This window comes from Streptomyces sp. MST-110588 (assembly GCF_022695595.1).
Taxonomy (GTDB): Bacteria; Actinomycetota; Actinomycetes; order Streptomycetales; family Streptomycetaceae; genus Streptomyces.
The window spans coordinates 5,992,738-6,015,021 of sequence record NZ_CP074380.1; the positions used below are offsets into that span (position 1 = coordinate 5,992,738).

The window sequence follows — 22,284 nt, forward strand, 5'->3', positions numbered from 1 at the left end:
TCCGGCGGCCCCGAAGCGCCGGTGGTTCCGGCGCCTGGCCCCCGTACTGGCGCCCGCCCTCGCCGGCGCGCTGGTGGGCGCGGGCGTGGTCGCCTGGCGGACGGACACGCTGCCGTTCTTCAGGAGCGCCCCTGCTGGGGCTCGCTGGAGGATGACGCGCTCTTCGCCCTTTTCAGGAAGACCGAGCCCAAGGTCCAGGAAATAGCCCCGGGGCACGACCCGCTGGGGGACCTCGGTCCGCGCGGACAGTGCCGTATCCAGGGCCTCGACGACGACCGGGTCCAGTGGCAGGTGGAGTTCGCCGTCCACCAGCTCGACGGCCTGCGGGGCCAGGACGACGGCCGGTGGCCGAACGAGTTCCTCAGCCCGGCGATGGTGCCGCTGGGCGGCGGCCTGAACGGCATGGTGTCGGAGAACCGGGCCTGGGTCGCGCTGCCGCCAAGCTGCCTCGGCCGGCCGGGCGAATTCGACGGCCCCACGGTCGTGGACGCCTCCGTCGGCAACAAGGACGTCGAGTTGGGCGGCGAGCGGGGAGAACGCGACCGGACGGCGCTGGCCCGCGCGGTCGTACGGGTCGCCAACGGCACCCTGCGCCAACTGGGCTGCAAGGACTCGCTCGCCGACCCGGGGAAGCTGCCGCCGGTCTCCAGGACCACCCCGACGCAGATGGACGCCCTGTGCGGGATCAAGGGCCTGAAGGCGCCGGACGCGGAGCGCGAGTCACTGCGCCGGACGCGGGTCACCAGCGGTCAGGGAGGCCCGGTGCGCACCTGCGACCTGACCCACAGCGGGCGGCCCTGGTCTACTTCCGTGCGGTTCATGACCGTCGAGGACCCCCAGCTCGCCAAGATCTTCTCCATGGCCGCGATGACCGGGGGACCGCGGATCAAGGGCACCAAGGGCTACGGCACCCTGACCCCCTCACGCGCGGTCTACGAGCGGACCTGCCGGACGGGACGCGCCGTCTTCCTCGTGGAGCAGCGCCAGTCCGACCGCGGTTACACCCTTCCCCGGGAACTGCTGCCCGCCTATGCCGAGAGCGAGGCCGGACGGCTCGGATGCGGGCCGGTGGAGATGAAGATGCCGGCCGGCTCCTGAGCCCGGGGCCGGGCGCGTTCGCCCGCCGCGGCCGGCCCGGGTACAGCCTGCGCCCGGCCCGCGCCCGCCCCGGGTTCGCCTCCGCCCTTTCCGGCCCCGTGCCCGAAGGAGCCACGTGGCCAGGACTTTCGTATGGTCTTCCGGGGCGGATGGGCCTAGGACCAGCGGAAGTCGTCTCCCGGGACGATATCCCGATGCGTGTACCGGAGCGCCGGTGCGACGATGGGACCCATGCCGTCGACCACTTCTCCCGTCATGCTGCCCGAAACGACCCGCCGCGCCTCCCCGCCCCCCTGGCTGGTGATGCTGCTGGTCTGCGCGGGACAGTTCCTGGTGGTCCTCGACGTCTCGGTGGTCAACGTGGCGCTGCCCGCCATGCGCACCGGGCTGGGCCTGAGCGAGCTGGGCCTCCAGTGGATCGTCAACGCCTACGTGATCACCTTCGCCGGCTTCATGCTGCTCGGCGGCCGGGCGGCCGACATATTCGGCCGCAAGCGGGTCTTCGTCGCCGGGCTCGCGCTCTTCACGCTCGCCAGCGCGGCGGGCGGGCTGGCGCAGGAGCCCTGGCAGTTGATCGCGGCCCGGACGATCCAGGGCGTGGGCGCGGCCGTGCTCTCCCCGGCCACCCTCACCATCTTGACCACGTCCTTCCCCAGCGGCCCGGCCCGTACGCGTGCCATCGCCACGTGGACGGCGGTCGGCGCGGGCGGCGGCGCGGCCGGCGGCCTGGTCGGCGGCCTGCTGACCGAATACCTCTCGTGGCGCTGGGTGTTGCTGATCAACGTGCCGGTCGGCGCGCTGGTGCTGATCGGCGCGGTGCTCTGGCTCCGGGAGAGCGGCCGGGGCGACGGCCGGCGGCTGGACGTCCCCGGCGCGCTGCTGGTCACCGGCGGCCTGGGGCTGGTCGCGTACGGCATCGTGCAGACCGAGACCGACGGCTGGGGGGCGCCGAGCGCACTGGTGCCGCTGGCCGCCGGACTGCTGGTGCTGGGCGCGTTCGTGGCCGTCGAGGCCCGTACGACCGCTCCGCTGATGCCGCTCGGGCTCTTCCGGCTGCGCTCGGTCTCGGCGGCGAACACGGCGATGCTGCTGGCCGGTGCCGCGATGTTCTCGATGTGGTACTTCCTCTCCCTCTACACGCAGAACGTCCTGGACTACACGCCGCTGCAGGCCGGGCTGTCCTTCCTGCCGCACTCCCTGAGCATCGTGCTCGGCTCGAAGATCGCCCCGCGTCTGATGCACCACGTCGGCGCCAAGACGCTGGCCGTCGCCGGAGCGCTGATATCCGCCGCCGGAATGATCTGGCAGAGCACGATGAGCGCCGACGGCACCTACCTCGGCACGCTGCTGGGCCCCGGCATCCTCATGGCCTTCGGCGCCGGACTGACCGCGACGCCGGTCGCCTCGATCGCCACCTCCGGCGCCGCCCCCTCCGAGCAGGGGCTGGTCTCCGGCCTGATCAACACCTCCCGCCAGATGGGCGGGGCGCTGGGCCTGTCCGTCCTGTCCACCGTCGCCGCGACCCGCGTCGGGGCGGGCGGCGGCCCCGATGACCTGGCGAGCGGCTACGGGCTGGCCTTCCGGGTCGGCTCGGTGATCCTGCTGGCGGCCGTACTGCTGATGATCGTCACCCTCCCGCGCCGCCGCGAGGACTCCGCACCGTCCTGAACCCTGGGCGCCCGCCCGTCCGCCGGCCGTACGGCCTCAGGCGTCAACAGCGGCCGGCAGCCGGTTCAGCCGGCCGCGGCCGTCAGTGAATGATGGACACGATCCGGCAGGCCGCCGCGGCCAGTTCGCGGTCACCCTCGACGTGGGCGCGGGCGAGCGCGGTGGCGGGCCCAATCCCGCGGGTGCACAGGCGCCAGGCGGTCTCCGCGTCCAGCCGTACCAGGGCGGCGGGCCGCCCGGCGTCCGGCTCGGCCAGTGACCACCGGTCCGCGGTGGCGGTGACGGTCCAGGTGCCGCCGGCCGGACCGTCCACGACCAGTCGGACCTGCTCGCCGACGGGCGCGGCGACATCGCGCAGGGTGTGCGGCAGGGCTCGCATGAAGGTGTCCAGGACCACGGACAGGAACCGCGGGTCGGGGTCGGTGTCCTGGCCGGTGGCGTGGCGGATCTGCTGGCGGTGGGTCCAGAACTCGGTGAGGTCGCGGGCGGTGTCCAGCCACATCGGCGCCGGGTCCGCGCCGGCCCAGGAGACCCCGAGCGACGGGGCGTCGGGGCCGGTGGTCTCGAAGTGGCGGGCGACCTGCCCGCCGATCAGGTCCAGGGTGTCCAGGAGCGCGGCCGGGCTCACCCGGGCACAGGCGTCGACCCATTCCTGGTTGACGCGGTGGATGAACGCCTCCAGCGTCTCGCCCGGCGCGGGGCCGGGCCCCTCCCGGTGCCCGTCGCGGTCCCGGGCCAGCCGTCCGTAGTAGTCGCCGAGGAGGTGCGCGGCGAGGTCGCGTACGCTCCAGCCCGGCACCGCCTGCGCGCCCCAGTCGGCGGGCGCCAGAGCGCGCAGCGTGGCCGTCAGCGCCGCGTGCTCGGGCGCGAAGAGGGGACGGGCGTCGATCGGGGTGCCGAGCCGGGCCCAGCCGGAGACGTCATCGCGTTGCGCGTTCATGGGGCGAGCCTGCCAGCCGTACGCCCACGTCATCCACCGGATATTCCGTACGGGGGCAGGTCCGCCTCGCCCGGGGAGGCGATCCGCACTCGCGCTAGTGTGCGGGCGTGAGCCATTACGTCATCGTGGGATTCGGGCCCGCCGGGGCGGCCACCGCCCGGCTGCTGGCCGAGCGGGGGCACTCGGTACGGGTCGTCACCAAGTCAGGCCGGGACCCGGAGCCCGGCATCGAGCACATCGCGCTGGACGCGTCGGACAGCGGGCGGCTGACCGAGGCGTCGCGGGGCGCGACCGCGATCTTCGGCTGCGCCGCACCGCCGTACCACCGCTGGGCGGATCAGTGGCCGCCGCTGGCCTCGTCGCTGTGCGCGGCGGCCGAGGCGACCGGGGCCGTCCTGGTCATGCTGGGCAACCTCTACGGCTACGGACCGGTGGACGGCCCCCTGACCGAGGAGCTGCCGCTCGCGGCGACCGGCACCAAGGGCAGGGTGCGCGCCGCCGTCTGGGAGCAGGCGCGGGCCCTGCACGACCAGGGCCGTATCAAGGCGGTCGAGGTACGGGCCTCGGACTTCTTCGGGCCCGGCGTGACCGACGGCGGGCACCTGGCCGCACGGGTCATGCCGCGGCTGCTGCGCGGCAAGCCGGTCTCCGTGCTCGGCGACCCGGACGCCCCGCACAGTTGGAGCTATCTCCCCGACGTGGCCAGGGCCCTGGCCGAGGTCGCGGACGAGGAGCGGGCCTGGGGACGGGCCTGGCACGTGCCGACGGAGCCCGCGCGCTCCATGCGGGAGATGGTCGGCCGCCTCGCCGACCGGGCGGGAACCGGGCCGGTCGCGGTGCGCCGGCTCCCGCCCGCCGTACTGGGCGTGGCGTCGGTCTTCTCCCCGCTGATCCGCGAACTGAAGGAAGTCCGCTACCAGTTCGACCGCCCGTTCGTCATGGACTCCGGCGCGTACGAAGCCGCGTTCACGGTACGGGCCACCCCCGTCGAGGAGCAGGTCGGGGCGACGGTGGACTGGTGGCGCGGGAGACCGGCCGCCGCGGGATGACATCCGCGACCAGGCGCAAGGACTGGCCGGCCGGAGAACCGGTTGGTCCTTGCGCCTGGTCACCCCGTCACAGCCAGCCGTTCTGGCGCGCGGTGCGCACCGCCTCCATGCGGTTACGGGTCCCGGTCTTGCCGATGGCCGCCGAGAGGTAGTTGCGGACCGTGGCCTGGGACAGGTGCAGCTTGCCCGCGATGTCGGCGACGGTCGCGCCGTCCACCGCCGCGGTCAGCACATCGCGCTCCCGCTGGGTGAGCGGATTGGGGCCCGCGCTCAGCGCCGCCGCGGCCAGCCCCGGGTCGATCACCCGCTCCCCGGCCAGCACCCGCCGGATCGCCGCCGCCAGATCCTCCACCGGGCCGTCCTTGACCAGGAAGCCGGACGCCCCGGCCTCCATCGCCCGCCGCAGATACCCGGGCCGGCCGAAGGTCGTCACGATCAGCACCTTGCAGGAGGGCAGTTGCCCGCGCAGCTCGGCGGCGGCGTCCAGACCGCTCATCCCCGGCAGTTCGATGTCCAGCAGCGCGATGTCGGGCCGGACCTCCAGCGCCGTGGGCACCACCTTGTCGCCCGCCGCGACCTGCGCGACGACCTCCATGTCGTCCTCAAGTCCGAGCAGGAGCGCCAGCGCTCCCCGCATCATCCCCTGGTCTTCGGCGAGAAGAACTCTTGTACATGTTGCGGGGTGCCCGCCGAGTGAGTCAGTCATAGAACCAGACTAGACAGCGACACCCCCGCCCGGTCACACCGAACGGGGCTTCATCGTTGCTGGTCAGCCACAGAACGACGACCTCACGGCGATCACGGTCCGCGCCGCCTGGTCGTCCGTGAAGGCCCGGGACGGTCCCGCGGTGGGCATCGGTGGTCACTGCGTCCGCTCCAGCCGGTGCAGTGCCGCGGGGCTGGTGGTCCATTCGCGTCCGCCGCCGACCGGGCCCACGAACACCACGAACTCGGTCTTACCTGTGCTCGGGTCCGTCCAGTCGCCTGCCTCCCGAAGGGTGCCGCGCCTTCCGGTGTCGTCTTCGACCAGTACGCCGACCGATGCCTGTGCTTCTTCCTCCGTCATGGGTGCACCTCTTCATTTTCATTGCGGACTCTGCGCGTGCCCACGGCCGGTTGCCGGGGCTTGTGACCCGCCCCCGGCCGGGTGTCATGACAGGGGGAGCCATGTGTGCCTGCGGCCGGGGACGGGGACTCAGGAGCGGTACGCGCGCGGTTGAGCGCCCGCTTCGGGGACGACGTCGAACCCGGAGTGTTCATGCCGCGTGAAACTCGTGTGCCCGGTAGCTGTCGTATGCCGGCGTGCCCAGTCCTGCGGGGGGACGAGGGCCCCCCAGGTCGGGGACGCGGCACCGCACACCATGTCCCCGACACGGCTCACGCACTCGGCGGTGATCGCTTTTACGCCCGTGATGCGGACGGCGAGGCGTTCGCTCTCTTGGAGGGCGCTATCGGGGTTCGGCACGTCTCCGCCTTCCGTTGCAGGGTGAGGGTGAGGGTGAGGACGTGGAGCATCGGACGCCGGGGGCGGACGCGTGTGACTCTGAGGCATGGTCGCTCCTCTCCGTAGTGGTTCCACTACCAGCGGCGTTCAGACTGGCCTACAGTCGCCCTGTCTTCAACGTTCGGAAAACGGAGGGCACGTTGGTAAATCTCAAGCAGTTGAACCCGGACGCCTCTCCTCAAGCGGCCTACGGCGCCCGTTTGCGCAGCGTGCGGGAAGCTCACGGTTGGAGGCAGGACGAGCTGGCCAAACGGGTGGGCTACTCGGGACGGCACATCTCGGCAGTCGAAACCTGTTGCAAGCCGCCATCTCGCCGTTTCTCGCACGCTGTAGACGCTGCTCTTGGGCTCGCCGGTACCGCAGAGTCGTTCGAGCGTGAGTGGGCGCAGATCAAGAACGGTAGTTTGCTGGAGGGGTTCTCGGAGTACGTCGGGTACGAGGGCCGGGCGGTGGAGATTCGACAGTTTGAGATCGGAATCATCCCTGGCCTGTTGCAGACACCGGAGTACGCACGCGTGTTGGCAAACAGCGCCGTACGTCGCGGTGCCATTACACCCGAACAAGCAGATGAACGAGTCGCGTTCCTGGCTGCGCGACAAGCGGCGCTCGAACGGCCCCAGCCACCCATGCTGTTCGTGACCATGGACGAAAGCTGTATCCGGCGTCCTGTCGGCGGGTGGTCCGTCATGGACGCTCAGTTGAGGCACCTGGTGGAGTTCGCCGAGCGGCCAGACACACTGTTGCAAGTTGCACCGTTTGACATCGGCGAGCGTCGCACGCTCAACTACCCCGTCAACCTCCTGATGATGGCGGACCGGACTCTGGTCGCCTACGCAGAGTCCCAAAGTCAGGGGCACCTGGACCGAGAGATCTCGTCCGTGATGCCCATACTGAAGGCATACCATCAGTTGCAGGCCGAAGCGCTCTCCCAAGCGGCGTCCGTGGCCATGATTGAGCAGTTGCGAAAGGGCACATCGTGACTACCGAACCCCCCGTTGGTACAAGTCCTCATACAGCGACAATGGCGGCACGTGCGTGGAAGTCGCTGCAAACCTCGCCATGTCACACGGCGTGGTACCCGTACGGGACTCCAAGGACCCGAACGGTCCAGTCCTGACGTTCACCCTCACCGCCTTCACCGGACTGGTCGAGTTCGCCCGGCAAGCCGCCATCTGACCTACGCGGCCGGCCCGCCCACGAGCCCCGCCACCCCCAACGGGGCGGCGGGGTCCGACGACTCAAGCGCCCGACGCAACTCCTCGTCCAACGACGGGGGCCAGGCATACCCGTACTCCTCGGCGCACTCCCGGTCGCCCCCGCAGACGACCGCACCGGCCAGGGGGTGCGGTTGCCTGAGAGCGGCGAGGATGCGTTCGGCCTGGATGCCGGGGCTTTCCCCGGTCACCGGGAATCCGATCCGCAGTTGGACGGCCAGTTGGGCGTTGACGCGCGGCACGTGCAGGGAGACGAGCACCTGCCCGGGGTCCGAGTCACAGACGGAGACCCAGAACGGATCGCTGTTCCAGGCGGCCAGCGGATTCGGCAGGACGTGCAGCCGCTCGTCCACCAGGTCCGCGACGTCCCATGCCTTCGAAGGCCGCGCTGCCAGCCCCATCGTTCCCCTCGTGTGTACGTTCGGCGCCCGACCAGTTCGTGGGCGCCGGTGATCGCCCGATCATAACGACGGCCGTCGCCTCTCCCGCACGTACGCATCGCGTACGCATCGCGTACGAGTGCGGGTACCCCGGCGCCGCATCCCCCTCCCGTACCTACTCGGCCCGGCCTTCCGGTGACACCAGATCGTCCGCGTTGACCGGGAGTTCGGCGGTGAGGCGGAAGCCGCGGCGCGGGGCCGGGCCGGTGGTCAGGGTGCCGCCGGCGGTGGCGAGGCGTTCGGCCAGGCCCTTCAGGCCGGTGCCGCCGACGCGGGGGGCGGGGGCGGCCGGGTCCTCGGGGGCGGGGCCGTGGCCGTCGTCCGTGATGGTCAGGTGGGCGCGGGCGCCGCCGGGGTCGACCCGGACCTCGATCTCGCACTGCTGCGCCCCGCTGTGACGCACCGCGTTGGTGACCCCTTCGCGTACGACCCAGCCGAGCAGCGCCCCGGCCTGCGGGGGCAGCGGCGGGCCGGACTGGCGGACCACCGGCTCGATGCCGGCCGCCTCCAGTGCCGAGCGCGCCCGGTCCAGTTCGGTGCCCAGACTGCCCTCGCGGTAGCCGGTGACGGCCTCGCGGACCTCGGTCAGGGCCTGGCGGCCGACGCTCTCGATGTCGGCGGCCTGGGCGAGGGCCGCGTCCAGGTTGCGGGGGGCCAGCCGCCGTACGGCCTCGGCCTTGACCACGACGACCGACAGGGTGTGGCCGAGGAGGTCGTGCAGATCGCGGGAGAAGCGCAGCCGCTCCTTCTCCACGGCGGCACGGGCCAGCTCCTGCCGGGTGGCGCGGAGTTCGACGACGGTGTCGGAGAGCTTGAGGACGGTGTGGGTCACCATGCCGGAGATGAAGGTGCCGTAGCCGATGGACCCGGCGTCCGAGGTGTCGGTCAGGCTCGTCACGTACCCCGCGATGCCGCTCAGGCTGACCAGTCCGAAGGCCAGCGCTTTGCCGCGCAGCTTGCGTACGGTGCCCGCGGCCAGCGAGAGCAGCGGGAAGAACGTCAGCCAGGCCCCGCCGTACCCGAGGGTGACCGCGAAGGTGATTGCGGCGAGGAGGCCCAGGGCGCACAGCGGGATACGGGAGTCGCGCAGGCGCGGGTTGAAGGAGGTCAGGACGACGGTGACGTACAGGGAGTTGAAGGCGAGGAGGGCGGCGCCGGCCACCCAGGGGTTGCCCTCCTTGCCCTCGATGACGTTGGAGAAGGCGCCCGCGCCCAGGATCAGCCAGGGAAGGAAGGCGAAGGCGGGGGGTCCCTTGTCGGTGATCACCGGGTCACCGTCTGCCCGGCCGGCCTTCTTTTCCCGCTTCACCCGGCCGAAGAGGCGACCACCGCCGCAGTCCCAGTCGTCCTCGCCTGCCCGGCCCGCCCTGCCGGTCAGGCCGGGCAGGCCACCGCGGCCGGCCTGGTCCACCGTGCCGTCCGCGGTCTTCCGTTCTTGCACCGTCACTCCCGTTCTCGTTCACGCCCGCGCGTTCACGCCGTGAACATGTCCATGCTCATGTTCACACCGTGCGTGCCGCCCGACGGTACGCGTGCACCGCGTAGCCGCCGAACACGGCCAGCCACGCCACCAGCACGCCCACCGTGACCAGCCCCGGCGCATGGCGCTCCGTCACGCTCCAGCCGAGCTCGGCGAAGCGGTGGGCGGGCGTCCACTGGGACAGCGAGCGCAGCCAGCCGGGGAAGGACTCGGCCGGGAACCACAGGCCGCCGACGATCGCCAGCAGCACCATGCACCCGGTGTTGACCAGGCCGGTGGTCTGGGCGGAGAGCCGGTAGCCGTTGCCCAGGCCCAGGAGGGTGAAGGGCGCGGTGCCGAGCCACAGGAGGACCACCAGCGCGGCCCACTGCCACCCGGCCATCTCGACGCCGTTGACGACCGCCCCTACGAGCAGCACCGTCACGATAGCGGGCAGCACCGTCACCGAGCCGGTCAGGGCGCGCCCGAGGACGGCCTGACCTGGGCTCATCGGCATCGTACGGAGCTGCCGCAGCCAGCCCAGCCCCTTGTCCTCGGCGACGCCGGCGCCGGTGGCCAGGGCCGCGCCCAGTGCCCCGTACGCGGCCATCGCGACCATCGAGGAGATCTTCCACTGCGCCGCGGAGCCCGCCGCGCCGGTGCCCAGGTTGGTGAACATCAGATACATCAGGACCGGCATGCCGATGCCGAAGATCACATAGGTCTTGTCGCGCAGGGTGCGGCGGACTTCCAGCCCGACGTAGGCGAGCATCACAGCGTTCCTCCGGTGATGTGGGAGCGGGCGGGGAAGCGGTCGGCGGACCCGGCGCCGCCCTTGGTGCCGGCGCCGGTCAGGGTGAGGAAGGCGTCCTCCAAGCTGGCCGGGGCCACCCGCAGACCGCGCACCAGGCCCTGCCCGGCGAGCGCGATCACCGTCGCGTCGGAGTCCGAGGAGCGCAGCAGGGCGCGGTCGCCGCGCACCTCCAGCGCGGTCACGCCGGGCAGCAGCGCCAGGCTCTCGGTCGGCCTGCCGGCCAGGTCGAAGGAGATCAGCGTCCCGTTGACCGCGGCCTTGATCGACTCGCTGCTGCCGTCGGCCACCACCTGCCCGCGGTCCACGACGACGATCCGGTCGGCGTTCTCGTCCGCCTCCTCCAGGTAGTGGGTGGAGAACAGGACCGTGTTGCCGCGCTGCGCGTAGGCCCGCATGGAGTGCCAGAAGGCGCGGCGCGCCTCGACGTCCAGGGCCGCCGTGGGCTCGTCCAGGACCAGCAGGTCGGGGTTGCCGGCCAGCGCCACCGCGAATCGCACCCGCTGGGCCTGCCCGCCGGAGAGCTTGTCCACCCGCCGCCCGGCCAGTTCGCCGATGTCCGCCAGCTCCAGGGCTTCCTGGACCGGCATCGGGCGCGGGTAGCCGGCGGCGACGAAGGTGATCAGCTCGCGCACCGTCACGCGGGGGATCGGCTTGCCGTCCTGGAGCATCGCCCCGACCCGTCCCCGGCGTACGGCCCTCTCGGGATCCTCGCCGTACAGGCGCACCGTGCCGGAGGTGGGCGGCAGCAGTCCCAGCAGCATGCTGATGGTGGTGGACTTGCCCGCGCCGTTGCGGCCGAGCAGGGCCACGGTCTCGCCCCGCCGTATCTCCAGGTCCAGCCCGTCCACGGCCCGCACGTCCCCGTAGGTCCGTACGGCTCCGCGGAAGGACACCGCGACCGCCGCGCCTGCCGCGGCCGTCGTCGTCCCCGCTGCCGGGCCGCTTCCCGTCGTTGTCGTCGTCATGTCTGCGACTCTATGAAGATGGCCGCTGACCTGGGCAGATACGAATGTGGGCGGCTGTGGGGGACAAATGTCACCGGTGGCCCGCCCGGTCCGCGACTGGTCTCACCGCCGCCCGGCTCGTCGCACTCCTGACACCGCGTCAGGACCCTTCCGGCTGTCCGGCGGATCGGCTATACATGACTGCCATCGGTTAGAACGCGTTCTAGAACGGGGAACGGGTGCGGCCGACCCAGATGCGACCCCGGCGCGGCCGACGGTGCGGACGGCCGGGCCGGGGTCTTCCCGCCGTGGTGAAGGAGCAGCAGCCCCATGCCCATCGACGCCGCCAAGGCCACCGCCGCCGAACCGCGGACCACCGAACTGACCTGGGACCACAAGGACGTCCAGCTCTACCACCTCGGCATCGGCGCCGGCGTGCCCGCCACCGACCCCGGCGAACTGCGCTACACCCTGGAGGACCGGCTGCACGTCCTACCCAGCTTCGCGACCGTGGCGGGCGGCGGTATGGCACTGGCCGGCGGCCTGTCCGCGCCCGGCATCGACGTCGACCTCACCGCCGTCCTGCACGGCGGCCAGACCGTCACGGTGCACCGCCCCCTCCCCGTCAAGGGCAGCGCCGTCCAGACCGCCACCGTCCCGGCCGTCTACGACAAGGGGAAGGCCGCCGTCATCCTCCTGCGCGCCGAAGTCGCCGACACCGACGGCCCGTTGTGGACCTGCGACACCCAGATCTTCGTACGCGGCGAGGGCGGCTTCGGCGGCGAGCGCGGCCCCTCCGGGCGCCTGGCCCTCCCCGACCGGGCGCCCGACAAGACGGTCGAGCGGCCTCTGCGCGAGGACCAGGCGCTGCTCTACCGCCTCAACGGCGACTGGAACCCGCTGCACGCCGACCCCGAGTTCGCCGCGCGGGCCGGTTTCGACCGGCCGATCCTGCACGGGCTGTGCACGTACGGCGTCACGCTCAAGGCCGTGGTGGACACGGTCCTGGGCGGGGACGTCGGGCGGGTGCGCTCGTACGCGACCCGCTTCGCGGGCGTGGTCTTCCCGGGGGAGACACTGCGCGTACGGATGTGGCGGGACGCCCCGGAGCCCGGCCGCGTGCAGGTGGCGGTCACGGCCGCCGACCGCGACGACGCGCCCGTCCTGGCCGACACGGTGATCGAGCACGGGCAGGCCGGACCTGTGTGAGCCGCAGGACCCGTACGAGCTGCCCCCAGGGGTTCGTACGAGTCGTCCCGGGTGTCGTCCGGGCGGGTCCGTACGGCATGTGCCCGAGTGATTCCTGCGCGTACCCGAGTGATTCCCGTGTGAGTCCGTGTGAGTCCCCGTGAGTCCGTACGAGAGGAGCCGCGCCGTGCGCGCAGCCGTACAGCACGCGACAGGACAGGACAAGCTCGACGTCCTGGACGACGTCGAGACGGTGGGCTTCGGCCCCGGCAAGGTCAGGATCGGTGTCAGGGCCACCGGACTGTGCCACTCCGACCTCTCGGCGATGAGCGGTGTGCTTCCGCAGCCCGCGCCCTTCGTCCCCGGACACGAGGGCGCGGGGCAGGTCCTGGACGTCGGTGACGGGGTGACGGAGCTGCGGCCGGGCGACCGGGTGCTGGTGTGCTGGCTGCCGGCCTGCGGGACCTGTGCCTCCTGCAAGCGGGGACAGACCCACCTGTGCCTGGCCGGATTCATGAGCGCCGGTACGCCCAACTTCCGGCGGACCGGCGCCCGCCCCACCGAGTTGTACGGGTTCGCCGGGACCGGCACCTTCGCCGAGGAGGTCGTGGTCGCCGCCCCCTGCGCCGTCCCCATCCCGGACGACCTCCCGTACGAGATCGCGGCGCTGATCGGCTGCGGGGTGACCACCGGCCTCGGCGCGGCCCTGAACACCGCGCGGGTGGCAGCCGGTTCGTCGGTCGCGGTCATCGGCTGCGGCGGCGTGGGCATCTCGGTCATCCAAGGCGCGCGGTTGAGCGGCGCCGCCCAGATCGTCGCGGTGGACCCGGTCGCCTTCCGGCGCGATGCGGCGCTGCGCTTCGGCGCGACCGAGGCCGCGGCGCCCGACGCCCTCGACGACGCCCGGCAGCGGATCACCGCGGGCGAGGGCTTCGACTACGTCTTCGAGGCCGTCGGCAGGTCCGCCACCACCCGTACCGCGTACGACATGACCCGGCGCGGCGGCACCCTGTGCGTCGTGGGCGCGGGGGCGGTCGACGACTTCCTCCAGCTCAGCATGTTCGAGCTGTTCTTCGACGAGAAGCGCGTCCTGCCCTCCCTGTACGGAGGCGGCGACGTACTGCGGTCCTACCAGCGGACCATCGCCCTGTGGCGGGCCGGCCGGATCGACCTCGAAGGGCTGATCACCCACCGGGTACGGCTCGGTGAGATCAACGAGGCGCTGGACCAGATGCGTACGGGCGTCGCGCTGCGCACCTGCGTGGAGATCTGAGGGCCCGAGGACCCGGGGAGCCGAAGAGCTGAGGACCCGGCCAGCACAGGCGAGAACCGACCCGAGAGGACCGCGAGAATGGTGCGCACCGATCCTGCTCCGTCATCTGATCCGTCACCTGTTCCGTCCCTGCCGCTGGAGGGGCTGTCCGCCCTCGTCACGGGCGCGGGCCGGGGCCTGGGCCGCGCGGAGGCGCTCGAACTCGCCCGCCTGGGCGCGAGCGTCGTCGTCAACGACTACGGCCGGCCGGGCCGGGACGGCTCTGGCGCGGGCTCCGCGGCCCCGGCCGAGGAGACCGCCGCGGCGATCCGCGCGGCGGGCGGCCGGGCGGTCGCGCACACCGGTGACGTCGCCGAGTTCGAGGCGGCGCGGGACATGGTCCGCCTGGCCGTGGAGAGCCACGGGAAGCTGGACATCCTGGTCAACAACGCGGGCATCCTGCGGGACCGCATGGTCTTCTCGATGAGCGAGGACGAGTGGGACCAGGTGATCCGCGTCCATCTCAAAGGCCACTTCAACACCACGCGTTTTGCCGCCGCCCACTGGCGCGAACGCTCCAAGGCCGCCGGCTCCCCGGTGTACGGGCGGATCGTGAACACCTCGTCGGAGGCGTTCGTGGCGGGCTCGGCGGGCCAGCCCAACTACGCGGCGGCCAAAGGCGGCATCGTCGGGCTCACCACCTCGACGGCCCTGGCCCTGGCCAAGTACGGCGTGCGGACCAACGTGATCTGCCCGCGTGCCCGGACCCGGATGACCGAGGACGTCTTCGCGGACTTCGCGGTGCCGGGGGAGGGCGAGTTCGACCCGCTGGCCCCGAGCACGTGGCGCCCCTGGTCGGCTACCTGGCCTCCCCGGCGGCTGAGCGGGTCAACGGGCAGCTCTTCGTCGTCCACGGCGGGCTGGTGGCGATCGTCCAACGGCCGCAGGTGGCCGCCCGGTTCGACACGGAGAAGGACGTCTTCACCTACGAGGAGCTGGACGGGCTGCTCACCCCGTACTACGCGGAACGCCCGCTGCAGGAGACCTTCGCGGCGTCCGAGATCCTGGGGCTCAAGCACGTATGACACGGACGCATGACATGGCACATGTGGCACGGCACATAGGGCGCGGCACGTATGTCATGACATGTATGGCGCAGCACGTGGACGCGGCGGGTACGACGCGGGTCCGAACGGCACCGCCGCCGCCCGGTCGGACCGGACGGCGGCGGAAAGGCGGTGCGGCCGGTGGGCCGGAAGACCTCGGACGTCAGGCGTCCTGCGGCTCCTTCTCCCGGCGGTGCCTGCCGTTGGGGGACGTCCCGGCGTCCTCCCGTGCGGCCGGGCCGCGGTGCCTGCCTGCGCCTTCCGCCGTGGCGGCCTGGGCGGATGCCTCGTACGGGCGCGCCTCGGTCGTGTCGGTCCGGGCTTCGGACATGGGTTGAGTCACTCCGTCAGATAGCTTGCAGTACGCGTCGGGACCTCGTCGGCCGGCGCCGGGAAGTCACCCCGGACACCACCCTCGACGGCCGGGTCAACCGGCTGCGCAGCCCCCGCCCGGAATCCTAACCGGGGGGTCGATCTTGCACTACCGGGCTTCCCGGACCGCCAGCGGGGCCTGCTGGAGCGGTACCGGTCTGCACGGTGAAGGATGCGCGGGCGCGCTGTCCGGTTCCTTGATCACGGATTCCGGTTGTGTGGATGTGGATGATGTGCGGCCGGAGCCGTCCGCCGGTGGTGAACCGGGGCCGGAGCCGGAATCGGGACCGGAGCCGGGACCGGCTCCCGCCGCCGGGTCCGCTGCCGGCCCGTGGTCCGCTTCCCGCTCGGGATCCGTTCCCGGCTCGGGCCCCGTTCCCGTCGCGGAGCCCGTACCCACCGCGGTTTCCGTCCCCTCCCGCCACTCGGGCGGCGCGGTCATCCGGGCCACCCCGCACGGCACCTCCCGTGTCGTGTACGGCAGCCGCAGCTCGCCGTCCGCCGTCCACAGTCCGGCCCCGGCCAGCCACCCCGGCGGCGCCGGAATCTGCCGCAGCCGTCGGTCCACGGGCCGCCACAGCCCCAGCCACGTCCCGGCCGCGCCGTCGATCCGGAACGCCACCGCGCAGCTCTCCGGCAGCAGCATCCGCCCCGGCTGCGCGGCGAACGGCAGCAGCGCGGCGTCCGCGAGCCGCAGGCAGTCCGGGAAGCGCACCGGCCGCGCGCTGCCGAGCACGCCCCAGCCCAGCCGCTCGTGGCCCGGGGCGTCGGAGCGCACGACCAGCAGCCCGCTGTCCGGGTCGGCCAGCAGCAGCCGGTCGTTGCTCTCCTCGGTGATCTGGAGCAGCGGGCTGGTCTCGCCGTCCCGCCCGAGGTCCACCACCACGGTCTTCGTGCGGCCCTCCCGCTCCCGGTCCAGTGCCAGCAGCCGGCCCGTACGGTCCAGCCAGACGCCGCCCGAGCAGCGCCCGGGGACCTCGGCGACATTCCGGCAGGCGGCCTTCGGCGTCCCGTCCGGACCGGGCCCGGAGTCCGGGCCGTACACCAGCCACACCGCCGTCGAGCGCTCGCCGGGCGCCAGCGCATAGGCGACGGCGCCGCCCGGTGTGGGCGGCAGCAGCGTCAGCTCCGGTGCCTGTACGGCGCCCAGCGGCAGCTCGCCGGTCCCCGGCCCGGCCGGGTAGAGCAGGCTGACCGCGAAGCGGTCGGCGACCCGCCGCAGGATCAGCACCCGGCCGTCGGCGAGCGGCAGCAGTTCGCTGTCCGGCTCCTCGGGCTGGCTGCCGGGCAGCGGTACGGCGTACGGGACCGCGTACGGACCGGAGCCGCCCAGCGTCCAGCGCTCGGGGAACCAGCTTCCGCTCTCCTCGTGGCGCGCGAGCCGGGCGGCGTACGAGCCGTCCGCGGCGACGGTGAGCGCCGCGGGGGGCGGGCTGCCGAGCGCGGCGGAGTCCTCGGTGGCACAGACCGTCATCGGGTGGTCACCTCCAGTCAATGACCGAAGCTAGTTTTCGTACTTCCAGTCGATCAACGGGAGTCGGGGCACTTCACGCATAAGGGTGGCGATTGTTCGATTCGGGTGTTTCGGGAGGGGTGGGTGTGCCGCCGGTGTCAAGGACGCTTAAGGTAAGGCGTACCTAACTTTCCCCTCCCGGGCCGGTGTGACGGCTGCCTCTGTGTGCGTGCGAACGCCCGCACACAGAGGAGAACCGCCGCGGCTCGGTCTTCCTTGGAGTGCGTGATGTCCCTACGCCGCCGTGGCGCCGCCGCCACCGCCCTCGCCGCCGTCTGCGCGCTGTCCCTGGCAGCCTGCGGATCCGCCGGTTCCGACGGCGGGAAGGACGGGAACGGGGCCGGCTCCAAGGCCGTCGCCCAGGGCGGCAAGGACTTCGGGAAGGCCGCCGAGGAGACGGCGAAGATGGGCACGGACGCCGCGCCCGGCCACTTCCCCAGGACCGTCCGGCACGCCATGGGGAACACCACGCTCAAGGCCGCGCCCCGGCGGGTGGTCGTCCTGGACGTCGGCGAGCTGGACAACGTCGTCTCGCTGGGCGTCAAGCCGGTCGGCTACGCCCCCACCGAAGGCGACGGCGGCATCCCGGACTACCTCAAGAAGGACGCCGGGAACCCCAAGAGCGTCGGCACGGTCAACAGCCTCAACCTGGAGGCCGTCCACCAGCTCAAGCCCGACCTGATCCTCGGCAGCAAACTGCGCGCCGAGAAGCAGTACGAGCAGCTCTCCAAGATCGCCCCGACCGTCTTCTCCATCCGGCCCGGCTTCACCTGGAAGCAGAACTACCTCCTGAACGCCGCCGCACTGGACCGGACCGGCCAGGCCAGGGCGAAGCTGGCCGCGTACACCGCGAAGGCCGGGAAACTCGGCGCGGACATCGGCCCGGACAAGCCCACCATCAGCATGCTGCGCTACATGCCGCAGTTCACCCGCCTGTACGCCCAGCAGTCCTTCATCGGCACCATCCTCAAGGACGCCGGCCTGCCCCGGCCCAAGAACCAGCAGGTCAAGGATCTGGCGGTGGAGGTGAGCCCGGAGAACATCAACCAGGCCGACGCCGACTGGATCTTCACCGGCGTCTACGGCGACCCGAAGTCCACCAAGCGGGACGTGGCCGAGAACAACCCGCTGTGGAAGAAGCTGCAGGCGGTACGGGACGGCCACGCCAAGGACGTACCGGACGAGACCTGGTACCTGGGGCTGGGGGTCACCGCCGCCGACAGCGTCCTGGACGACCTGCGGGCCGCACTCGTCCACTCATAGGGCCATCCCCCGCCCATGGGGGCCCCTTTCCGCACGGCCCGAGCACCGGTCCGCCGGGCAGCGCGTCCAGGGACGCATACGAGGGGCGCATACGAGGGACGCGTACGTGAGACGCGTATGACAGGCGCGTACGAGAGGCGGTCCGGCAACGCATCCGGCAGTGCGTCCAGGAGCGGCCCGTCATCCGGGCGCGGGTGAGAGGTAACCTTCCACCCGTGCCCGCACTGTCTGAAGTCCTGACCGCGCTCGACGCCCTGTGGCCCCCCGAGCGGGCCGAACAGTGGGACGCCGTCGGCACGGTCTGCGGCGACCCCGATGCCCCCGTCGGCCGTGTGCTGTTCGCCGTCGACCCCGTCCAGGAGATCGCCGACGAGGCCGTACGGCTCGGCGCCGACCTGCTCGTCACCCACCACCCGCTCTATCTGCGCGGGACGACGACGGTGGCGGCCGGCACCTTCAAGGGGCGGGTCGTGCACACCCTGATCAAGCACGACATCGCGCTGCACGTCGCCCACACCAACGCCGACACCGCCGACCCGGGTGTCTCCGACGCCCTGGCCGGAGCCCTGGACCTGCGCGTCCTGGGCCCGCTGGTCCCGGACGCGAGCGACCCGGAAGGGCGCCGTGGTCTGGGCCGCGTCTGCGAGCTGACCCATCCGATGAAGCTGTCCGAGTTCGGCCCGTACGCCGCCGCCCGGCTGCCCGCCACCGCGCAGGGCGTCCGGATCGCCGGCGACCCGGACCGGGTGATCCGCAAGGTCGCCGTCTCCGGCGGCTCGGGCGACAGCCTCTTCGATCACGTACGGGCCGCGGAGGTGGACGCCTTCCTGACCGCCGACCTGCGCCACCACCCGGCCTCCGAAGCCACCCAGACGGCCCGCCCGGCCGAAGCGATCCCGCCGGCGCTGCTGGACGCGGCCCACTGGGCCACCGAATGGCCGTGGTGCGAACAGGCCGCGGCCCAACTGGACGAGATCTCCGACCGGCACGGCTGGGGCCTGCGCACCTACGTCTCCCGTACGGTCACCGACCCCTGGACCGCCCACGCGGCGTCCGCCACCGACTTCACCCCGACGAACACAACAGGAGCCCCACGCTGAACGCCGCGCCCGCCGACCAGATCCGCCTCCTCGACGTCCAGTCCCTGGACGTCCGGCTCACGCAGCTCGCGCACAAGCGCAAGAACCTGCCCGAGCTCGCCGAGATCCAGACCCTGGAGGCCGACCTCACCCAGCAGCGCGACCTGCTCGTCGCCGCGCAGACCGAGGAGAGCGACACCGCCCGCGAGCAGACCAAGGCGGAGCAGGACGTGGACCAGGTGCGCCAGCGCGCCGCCCGCGACCAGCAGCGCCTGGACTCCGGCGCCGTCACCTCCCCCAAGGACCTGGAGAACCTCCAGCGCGAGATCGCCTCGCTGGCCAAGCGCCAGGCCGACCTGGAGGACGTCGTCCTGGAGGTCATGGAGCGCCGCGAGAGCGCCCAGGAGCGGGCCAGGGAGCTGACCGAGCGCGTGGCGGCCGTCCAGGCCAAGGTCAACGACGCCGTCGCGCGCCGGGACGCCGCGTACGCCGAGATCGACACCGAGGCCGCCACGGTCACCAAGGAGCGTGAGCTGACGGTCGCCGACATCCCGGCCGACCTCCTCAAGCTCTACGACAAGCTGCGCGCGCAGCAGGGCGGGGTCGGTGCCGCCCGCCTCTACCAGCGCCGCTGCGAGGGCTGCCGCCTGGAGCTGAACATCACCGAGATCAACGACGTGCGGGCCGCCGCCGCCGACAAGGTCCTGCGCTGCGAGAACTGCGGTCGCATCCTGGTCCGTACGCCCGACTCGGGCCTGTAGGCATGCCCCGTAGCCTCACCGGCCTCACGAGCCTCGTCGTCGAGGCGGACGGCGGGTCCCGGGGAAACCCGGGGCCCGCGGGCTACGGCGCGGTCGTCATCGACCCGGAAACCGGACAGACGCTGGCCGAGGCCGCCGCGTACATCGGCACGGCGACCAACAACGTCGCCGAGTACAAGGGGCTGCTGGCCGGGCTGCGGGCCGCCCGCGATCTGGCCCCGGAGGCGACCGTACGGGTCCGCATGGACTCCAAACTCGTCGTGGAACAGATGTCGGGCCGCTGGAAGATCAAGCACCCCGACATGCAGCCGCTCGCCGCCGAGGCCCGCACCGTCTTCCCGCCGTCCCAGGTGACGTACGAGTGGATCCCGCGCGAGCGCAACAAGCACGCGGACCGGCTCGCCAACGAGGCCATGGACGCCGGCGCGCTGGGCCGGCAGTGGGAGCCGCGCCTGTCCACGGCCGAAGTGGCTGTTCAGGCGGCCGGCGCAGGCATGGCCGCCGAGGTGGCCGGTCAGGCGGCCGGTACGGGCGAGGCCGCCCAGGTGGCCGGTCCCACGGAGACCACTGATGTGGCCGCCGCGTCCGCGGGCGCCGCCGCTGCCGACCTCGGCACGCCCACCACCCTCGTACTGCTGCGGCACGGCGAGACCCCGCTGACGCCCCAGAAACGGTTCTCCGGCAGCGGCGGCTCCGATCCCGGGCTCTCACCCGCCGGCGAGCGGCAGGCCGCCGCGGTGGCCGCGGCCCTGGCCGCGCGCGGCACGGTGCAGGCCGTGGTCAGCTCACCGCTCAAGCGCTGCCGGGAGACGGCCGGGACGGTGGCCCGGCGGCTCGGGCTGGAGGTCCACATCGAAGAGGGCCTGCGCGAGACCGACTTCGGGGCCTGGGAAGGGCTGACGTTCGCCGAGGTGCGGGAGCGCTTCCCGGCCGACCTGGACGCCTGGCTCGGCTCCGCGCGGGCCGCCCCCACGGGCGGCGGCGAGTCCTTCGCCACGGTCGCCCGCCGGGTCGCCGCCGCCCGCGACAAGCTGCTGGCGCGCCACGCGGGCCGTACGGTGCTGCTGGTCAGCCATGTCACCCCGGTCAAGACGCTGGTACGGCTGGCGCTGGGCGCCCCGCCGGAGTCGCTGTTCCGTATGGAGCTGGCGGCGGCGTCGCTTTCGGCAATCGCCTATTACGCCGACGGGAACGCCTCACTGCGGCTGCTGAACGACACCTCGCACCTGCGCCGGCCCTGACGCCACCGCCGGGAGAATGGAGTCCCCGAAGCGCGGACCCGGGAGCACGGAGCCTGCGCCCACAGCCGGAGCACGGAGCCTGATGCCCACAGCCGGGGCACGCAGCGGCCCGGAGTCCGCAGCCGCGCCCGGGGTGGCCCGTCGGCCGTCCGGCGGGCCACGCTCCCCGCCGTGGACTTCAGGCGGCCAGCGCGGCAGCCTCACGGGCCAGCCGCGTCACCCGGCCCCAGTCCTTCGCGCGCAGCGCGTCCGCCGGCAGCATCCACGTACCACCGACGCAGCCCACGTTCGGCAGGCGCAGGTACGAGGGCGCCGACGCGGCCGTGATGCCGCCCGTCGGGCAGAAGCGGGCCCGGGGCAGGGGCCCGGCCAGCGACTTCAGGTAGGCCGTACCGCCCGCCGCCTCCGCCGGGAAGAACTTCAGCTCCGTGACGCCCTCCTCCAGCAGCGTCACGACCTCCGAGGCCGTCGAGACACCGGGGAGGAACGGCACTCCGGACGCCTGGAAGGCATCCAGCAGCCGCGGTGAGCAGCCCGGACTGACCAGAAAGCGGGCGCCTGCCGTGACGGCCGCGGTCACCTGTACGGGGGTGAGCACCGTGCCGGCGCCGACCACCGCCTCCGGCACCTGCTCGGCGACGGCCCGTATCGCCTCCAGCGCGCCGCCCGTACGCAGCGTCACCTCGATCGCGGGCAGGCCGCCCGCCAGGAGCGCACGGGCCAGCGGAACCGCGTCGGCGGGGTCCTCCAGGACGACGACCGGGACGACGGGGGAGAGCCCCAGGACCGACGGGGCGGCGGATGCTTCGGCGCTGGTCACGCGCTCATAGTGCGCGTGATCGACGACCTCCGCAACGATCGTTGCAGGTCATGCAACGCAGGGGCGCCGCCCGGCCAGGAGGCCGCACGTCATGACTGTTTGACGTCGCGATTGTTTGGCGTCACGACTTTTTGCCGTCACGACTGCTTGACGTCACGACTGCTTCGCGAGCCGCTTGCGGCGGCTGTCGGCCCATCCCGCGAGCGCGATGCCGATGCCGACGGCGGCCAGGTGGCCGGTCAGATGGGCCCCGAAGCCTCCGGGGGCCCAGCCGAGCAGCCCGTAGTTGCCGTGGTCGAACAGCAGCCGAATGGCGCCCTGGGCGCCCAGCACCGTCAGGGCCATGCCGACGACCTGCCACACGCTGTACTTCATGAGCACTGACCACCTTCCAGAGGGAACGGGGGCTTATCGCGCACGTTCGCGAGCCGGGCCGTCGCCTGCCTGACGCAGGGCGGCCCGGCGTCGCCCCCCTTATTGATACGATCGAACCATAACACTGGGTGCGATGGAACCGGGCGCGAGAATCGAGCACGGACAGCACCGCGAGAATCAGCAT

At 72.4% G+C, this 22,284-nt stretch carries 22 protein-coding genes and 1 pseudogene; 12 read left to right on the forward strand and 11 right to left on the reverse strand.

The window, feature by feature from the left end:
• The first annotated feature begins 21 nt into the window (after positions 1-21).
• The gene (locus tag KGS77_RS26260; RefSeq protein ID WP_242585588.1) at positions 22-1,098 is read left to right on the forward strand and encodes a hypothetical protein; all 1,077 of its coding nucleotides are present in this window, start codon (positions 22-24) and stop codon (positions 1,096-1,098) included.
• Between the two features lie 231 nt (positions 1,099-1,329).
• Positions 1,330-2,766, forward strand: coding sequence for an MFS transporter (locus tag KGS77_RS26265; RefSeq protein ID WP_242585589.1), 1,437 nt, complete (start codon positions 1,330-1,332; stop codon positions 2,764-2,766).
• Between the two features lie 82 nt (positions 2,767-2,848).
• Here KGS77_RS26265 and KGS77_RS26270 read toward each other — a convergent pair whose 3' ends face one another.
• Positions 2,849-3,706 carry a maleylpyruvate isomerase family mycothiol-dependent enzyme gene (locus KGS77_RS26270; RefSeq protein WP_242585590.1) on the reverse strand — a complete coding sequence of 286 codons (858 nt, stop codon included), beginning with the start codon at positions 3,704-3,706 and terminating at the stop codon, positions 2,849-2,851.
• Between the two features lie 107 nt (positions 3,707-3,813).
• On the opposite strand from KGS77_RS26270, the gene KGS77_RS26275 reads away from it, so the two are divergent.
• Complete coding sequence (locus KGS77_RS26275; RefSeq protein ID WP_242585592.1) at positions 3,814-4,755, forward strand: NAD-dependent epimerase/dehydratase family protein; 942 nt, start codon at positions 3,814-3,816, stop codon at positions 4,753-4,755.
• Between the two features lie 67 nt (positions 4,756-4,822).
• Here KGS77_RS26275 and KGS77_RS26280 read toward each other — a convergent pair whose 3' ends face one another.
• Positions 4,823-5,461 (reverse strand): response regulator transcription factor, encoded by a 639-nt coding sequence (locus KGS77_RS26280; RefSeq protein ID WP_242585594.1) that lies wholly within the window; start codon positions 5,459-5,461, stop codon positions 4,823-4,825.
• 156 nt (positions 5,462-5,617) lie between these two features.
• A complete protein-coding gene (locus KGS77_RS26285; RefSeq protein ID WP_242585595.1) occupies positions 5,618-5,821 on the reverse strand; it encodes a hypothetical protein in 204 nt (67 codons plus the stop codon).
• Between the two features lie 578 nt (positions 5,822-6,399).
• Here KGS77_RS26285 and KGS77_RS26290 point away from each other — a divergent pair.
• Both KGS77_RS26290 and KGS77_RS26295 read left to right on the forward strand, forming a co-directional pair.
• On the forward strand, positions 6,400-7,239 hold the full coding sequence (locus tag KGS77_RS26290) for a helix-turn-helix transcriptional regulator (RefSeq protein ID WP_242585597.1): 840 nt from the start codon (positions 6,400-6,402) through the stop codon (positions 7,237-7,239).
• The gene (locus KGS77_RS26295; RefSeq protein ID WP_242585599.1) at positions 7,211-7,435 is read left to right on the forward strand and encodes a DUF397 domain-containing protein; all 225 of its coding nucleotides are present in this window, start codon (positions 7,211-7,213) and stop codon (positions 7,433-7,435) included. Before KGS77_RS26290 ends, KGS77_RS26295 begins: the two co-directional genes overlap by 29 nt.
• A 1-nt stretch (position 7,436) precedes the next feature.
• Here KGS77_RS26295 and KGS77_RS26300 read toward each other — a convergent pair whose 3' ends face one another.
• From KGS77_RS26300 to KGS77_RS26315, 4 genes are all read right to left on the reverse strand, one after another.
• Positions 7,437-7,874, reverse strand: coding sequence for a hypothetical protein (locus KGS77_RS26300; RefSeq protein WP_242585601.1), 438 nt, complete (start codon positions 7,872-7,874; stop codon positions 7,437-7,439).
• A 154-nt stretch (positions 7,875-8,028) separates the two neighbouring features.
• Complete coding sequence (locus tag KGS77_RS26305) at positions 8,029-9,180, reverse strand: histidine kinase (RefSeq protein ID WP_242587692.1); 1,152 nt, start codon at positions 9,178-9,180, stop codon at positions 8,029-8,031.
• Between the two features lie 235 nt (positions 9,181-9,415).
• On the reverse strand, positions 9,416-10,144 hold the full coding sequence (locus KGS77_RS26310; RefSeq protein ID WP_242585603.1) for an ABC transporter permease: 729 nt from the start codon (positions 10,142-10,144) through the stop codon (positions 9,416-9,418).
• Positions 10,144-11,079, reverse strand: coding sequence for an ABC transporter ATP-binding protein (locus KGS77_RS26315; RefSeq protein WP_242587693.1), 936 nt, complete (start codon positions 11,077-11,079; stop codon positions 10,144-10,146). Before KGS77_RS26315 ends, KGS77_RS26310 begins: the two co-directional genes overlap by 1 nt.
• A 381-nt stretch (positions 11,080-11,460) precedes the next feature.
• On the opposite strand from KGS77_RS26315, the gene KGS77_RS26320 reads away from it, so the two are divergent.
• The 3 genes and pseudogenes from KGS77_RS26320 to KGS77_RS26330 all read left to right on the forward strand — a co-directional run bounded on the left by KGS77_RS26320 (position 11,461) and on the right by KGS77_RS26330 (position 14,655).
• Positions 11,461-12,339, forward strand: a complete 879-nt coding sequence (locus KGS77_RS26320) for a MaoC/PaaZ C-terminal domain-containing protein (RefSeq protein WP_242585604.1) — start codon at positions 11,461-11,463, stop codon at positions 12,337-12,339.
• 166 nt (positions 12,340-12,505) lie between these two features.
• Positions 12,506-13,591, forward strand: coding sequence for a Zn-dependent alcohol dehydrogenase (locus tag KGS77_RS26325; protein WP_242585605.1), 1,086 nt, complete (start codon positions 12,506-12,508; stop codon positions 13,589-13,591).
• A gap of 78 nt (positions 13,592-13,669) precedes the next feature.
• Positions 13,670-14,655, forward strand: a pseudogene (locus KGS77_RS26330) (3-oxoacyl-ACP reductase).
• Positions 14,656-14,839: 184 nt separating this feature from the next.
• Here KGS77_RS26330 and KGS77_RS26335 read toward each other — a convergent pair.
• The gene (locus KGS77_RS26335) at positions 14,840-15,007 is read right to left on the reverse strand and encodes a hypothetical protein (RefSeq protein WP_242585606.1); all 168 of its coding nucleotides are present in this window, start codon (positions 15,005-15,007) and stop codon (positions 14,840-14,842) included.
• A gap of 150 nt (positions 15,008-15,157) precedes the next feature.
• Positions 15,158-16,522 (reverse strand): hypothetical protein, encoded by a 1,365-nt coding sequence (locus KGS77_RS26340; protein ID WP_242585610.1) that lies wholly within the window; start codon positions 16,520-16,522, stop codon positions 15,158-15,160.
• A gap of 267 nt (positions 16,523-16,789) precedes the next feature.
• On the opposite strand from KGS77_RS26340, the gene KGS77_RS26345 reads away from it, so the two are divergent.
• The 4 genes from KGS77_RS26345 (at position 16,790) to KGS77_RS26360 (ending at position 20,905) form a co-directional block, all read left to right on the forward strand.
• Entirely contained in the window at positions 16,790-17,824 is a 1,035-nt protein-coding gene (locus KGS77_RS26345; RefSeq protein WP_242585612.1) for an iron-siderophore ABC transporter substrate-binding protein, read from the forward strand.
• Positions 17,825-18,039: 215 nt separating this feature from the next.
• Positions 18,040-18,924: a Nif3-like dinuclear metal center hexameric protein gene (locus KGS77_RS26350; RefSeq protein WP_242585619.1), complete on the forward strand. Its 885-nt coding sequence runs from the start codon at positions 18,040-18,042 to the stop codon at positions 18,922-18,924.
• Positions 18,921-19,664 (forward strand): C4-type zinc ribbon domain-containing protein, encoded by a 744-nt coding sequence (locus KGS77_RS26355; RefSeq protein WP_242587694.1) that lies wholly within the window; start codon positions 18,921-18,923, stop codon positions 19,662-19,664. The genes KGS77_RS26350 and KGS77_RS26355 overlap by 4 nt, the downstream gene beginning before the upstream one ends.
• A 2-nt stretch (positions 19,665-19,666) precedes the next feature.
• Positions 19,667-20,905 carry a bifunctional RNase H/acid phosphatase gene (locus KGS77_RS26360; RefSeq protein ID WP_242585621.1) on the forward strand — a complete coding sequence of 413 codons (1,239 nt, stop codon included), beginning with the start codon at positions 19,667-19,669 and terminating at the stop codon, positions 20,903-20,905.
• Between the two features lie 178 nt (positions 20,906-21,083).
• Here the strand turns inward: KGS77_RS26360 and eda are convergent, their stop codons facing one another.
• On the reverse strand, positions 21,084-21,725 hold the full coding sequence (gene eda / locus KGS77_RS26365; protein WP_242585623.1) for a bifunctional 4-hydroxy-2-oxoglutarate aldolase/2-dehydro-3-deoxy-phosphogluconate aldolase: 642 nt from the start codon (positions 21,723-21,725) through the stop codon (positions 21,084-21,086).
• Between the two features lie 153 nt (positions 21,726-21,878).
• The gene (locus tag KGS77_RS26370; protein ID WP_242585625.1) at positions 21,879-22,100 is read right to left on the reverse strand and encodes a hypothetical protein; all 222 of its coding nucleotides are present in this window, start codon (positions 22,098-22,100) and stop codon (positions 21,879-21,881) included.
• Positions 22,101-22,284 lie beyond the last annotated feature (184 nt).

Coding starts and splice junctions, on each gene's coding strand:
- KGS77_RS26265 (WP_242585589.1), top strand. CDS start 1,330: ATGCCGTCGACCACTTCTCCCGTCATGCTGCCCGAAACGACCCGCCGC.
- KGS77_RS26285 (WP_242585595.1), bottom strand. CDS start 5,821: ATGACGGAGGAAGAAGCACAGGCATCGGTCGGCGTACTGGTCGAAGAC.
- KGS77_RS26335 (WP_242585606.1), bottom strand. CDS start 15,007: ATGTCCGAAGCCCGGACCGACACGACCGAGGCGCGCCCGTACGAGGCA.
- KGS77_RS26345 (WP_242585612.1), top strand. CDS start 16,790: ATGTCCCTACGCCGCCGTGGCGCCGCCGCCACCGCCCTCGCCGCCGTC.
- KGS77_RS26320 (WP_242585604.1), top strand. CDS start 11,461: ATGCCCATCGACGCCGCCAAGGCCACCGCCGCCGAACCGCGGACCACC.
- KGS77_RS26360 (WP_242585621.1), top strand. CDS start 19,667: ATGCCCCGTAGCCTCACCGGCCTCACGAGCCTCGTCGTCGAGGCGGAC.
- KGS77_RS26280 (WP_242585594.1), bottom strand. CDS start 5,461: ATGACTGACTCACTCGGCGGGCACCCCGCAACATGTACAAGAGTTCTT.
- KGS77_RS26270 (WP_242585590.1), bottom strand. CDS start 3,706: ATGAACGCGCAACGCGATGACGTCTCCGGCTGGGCCCGGCTCGGCACC.
- KGS77_RS26370 (WP_242585625.1), bottom strand. CDS start 22,100: ATGAAGTACAGCGTGTGGCAGGTCGTCGGCATGGCCCTGACGGTGCTG.
- KGS77_RS26310 (WP_242585603.1), bottom strand. CDS start 10,144: ATGCTCGCCTACGTCGGGCTGGAAGTCCGCCGCACCCTGCGCGACAAG.
- KGS77_RS26300 (WP_242585601.1), bottom strand. CDS start 7,874: ATGGGGCTGGCAGCGCGGCCTTCGAAGGCATGGGACGTCGCGGACCTG.
- KGS77_RS26340 (WP_242585610.1), bottom strand. CDS start 16,522: ATGACGGTCTGTGCCACCGAGGACTCCGCCGCGCTCGGCAGCCCGCCC.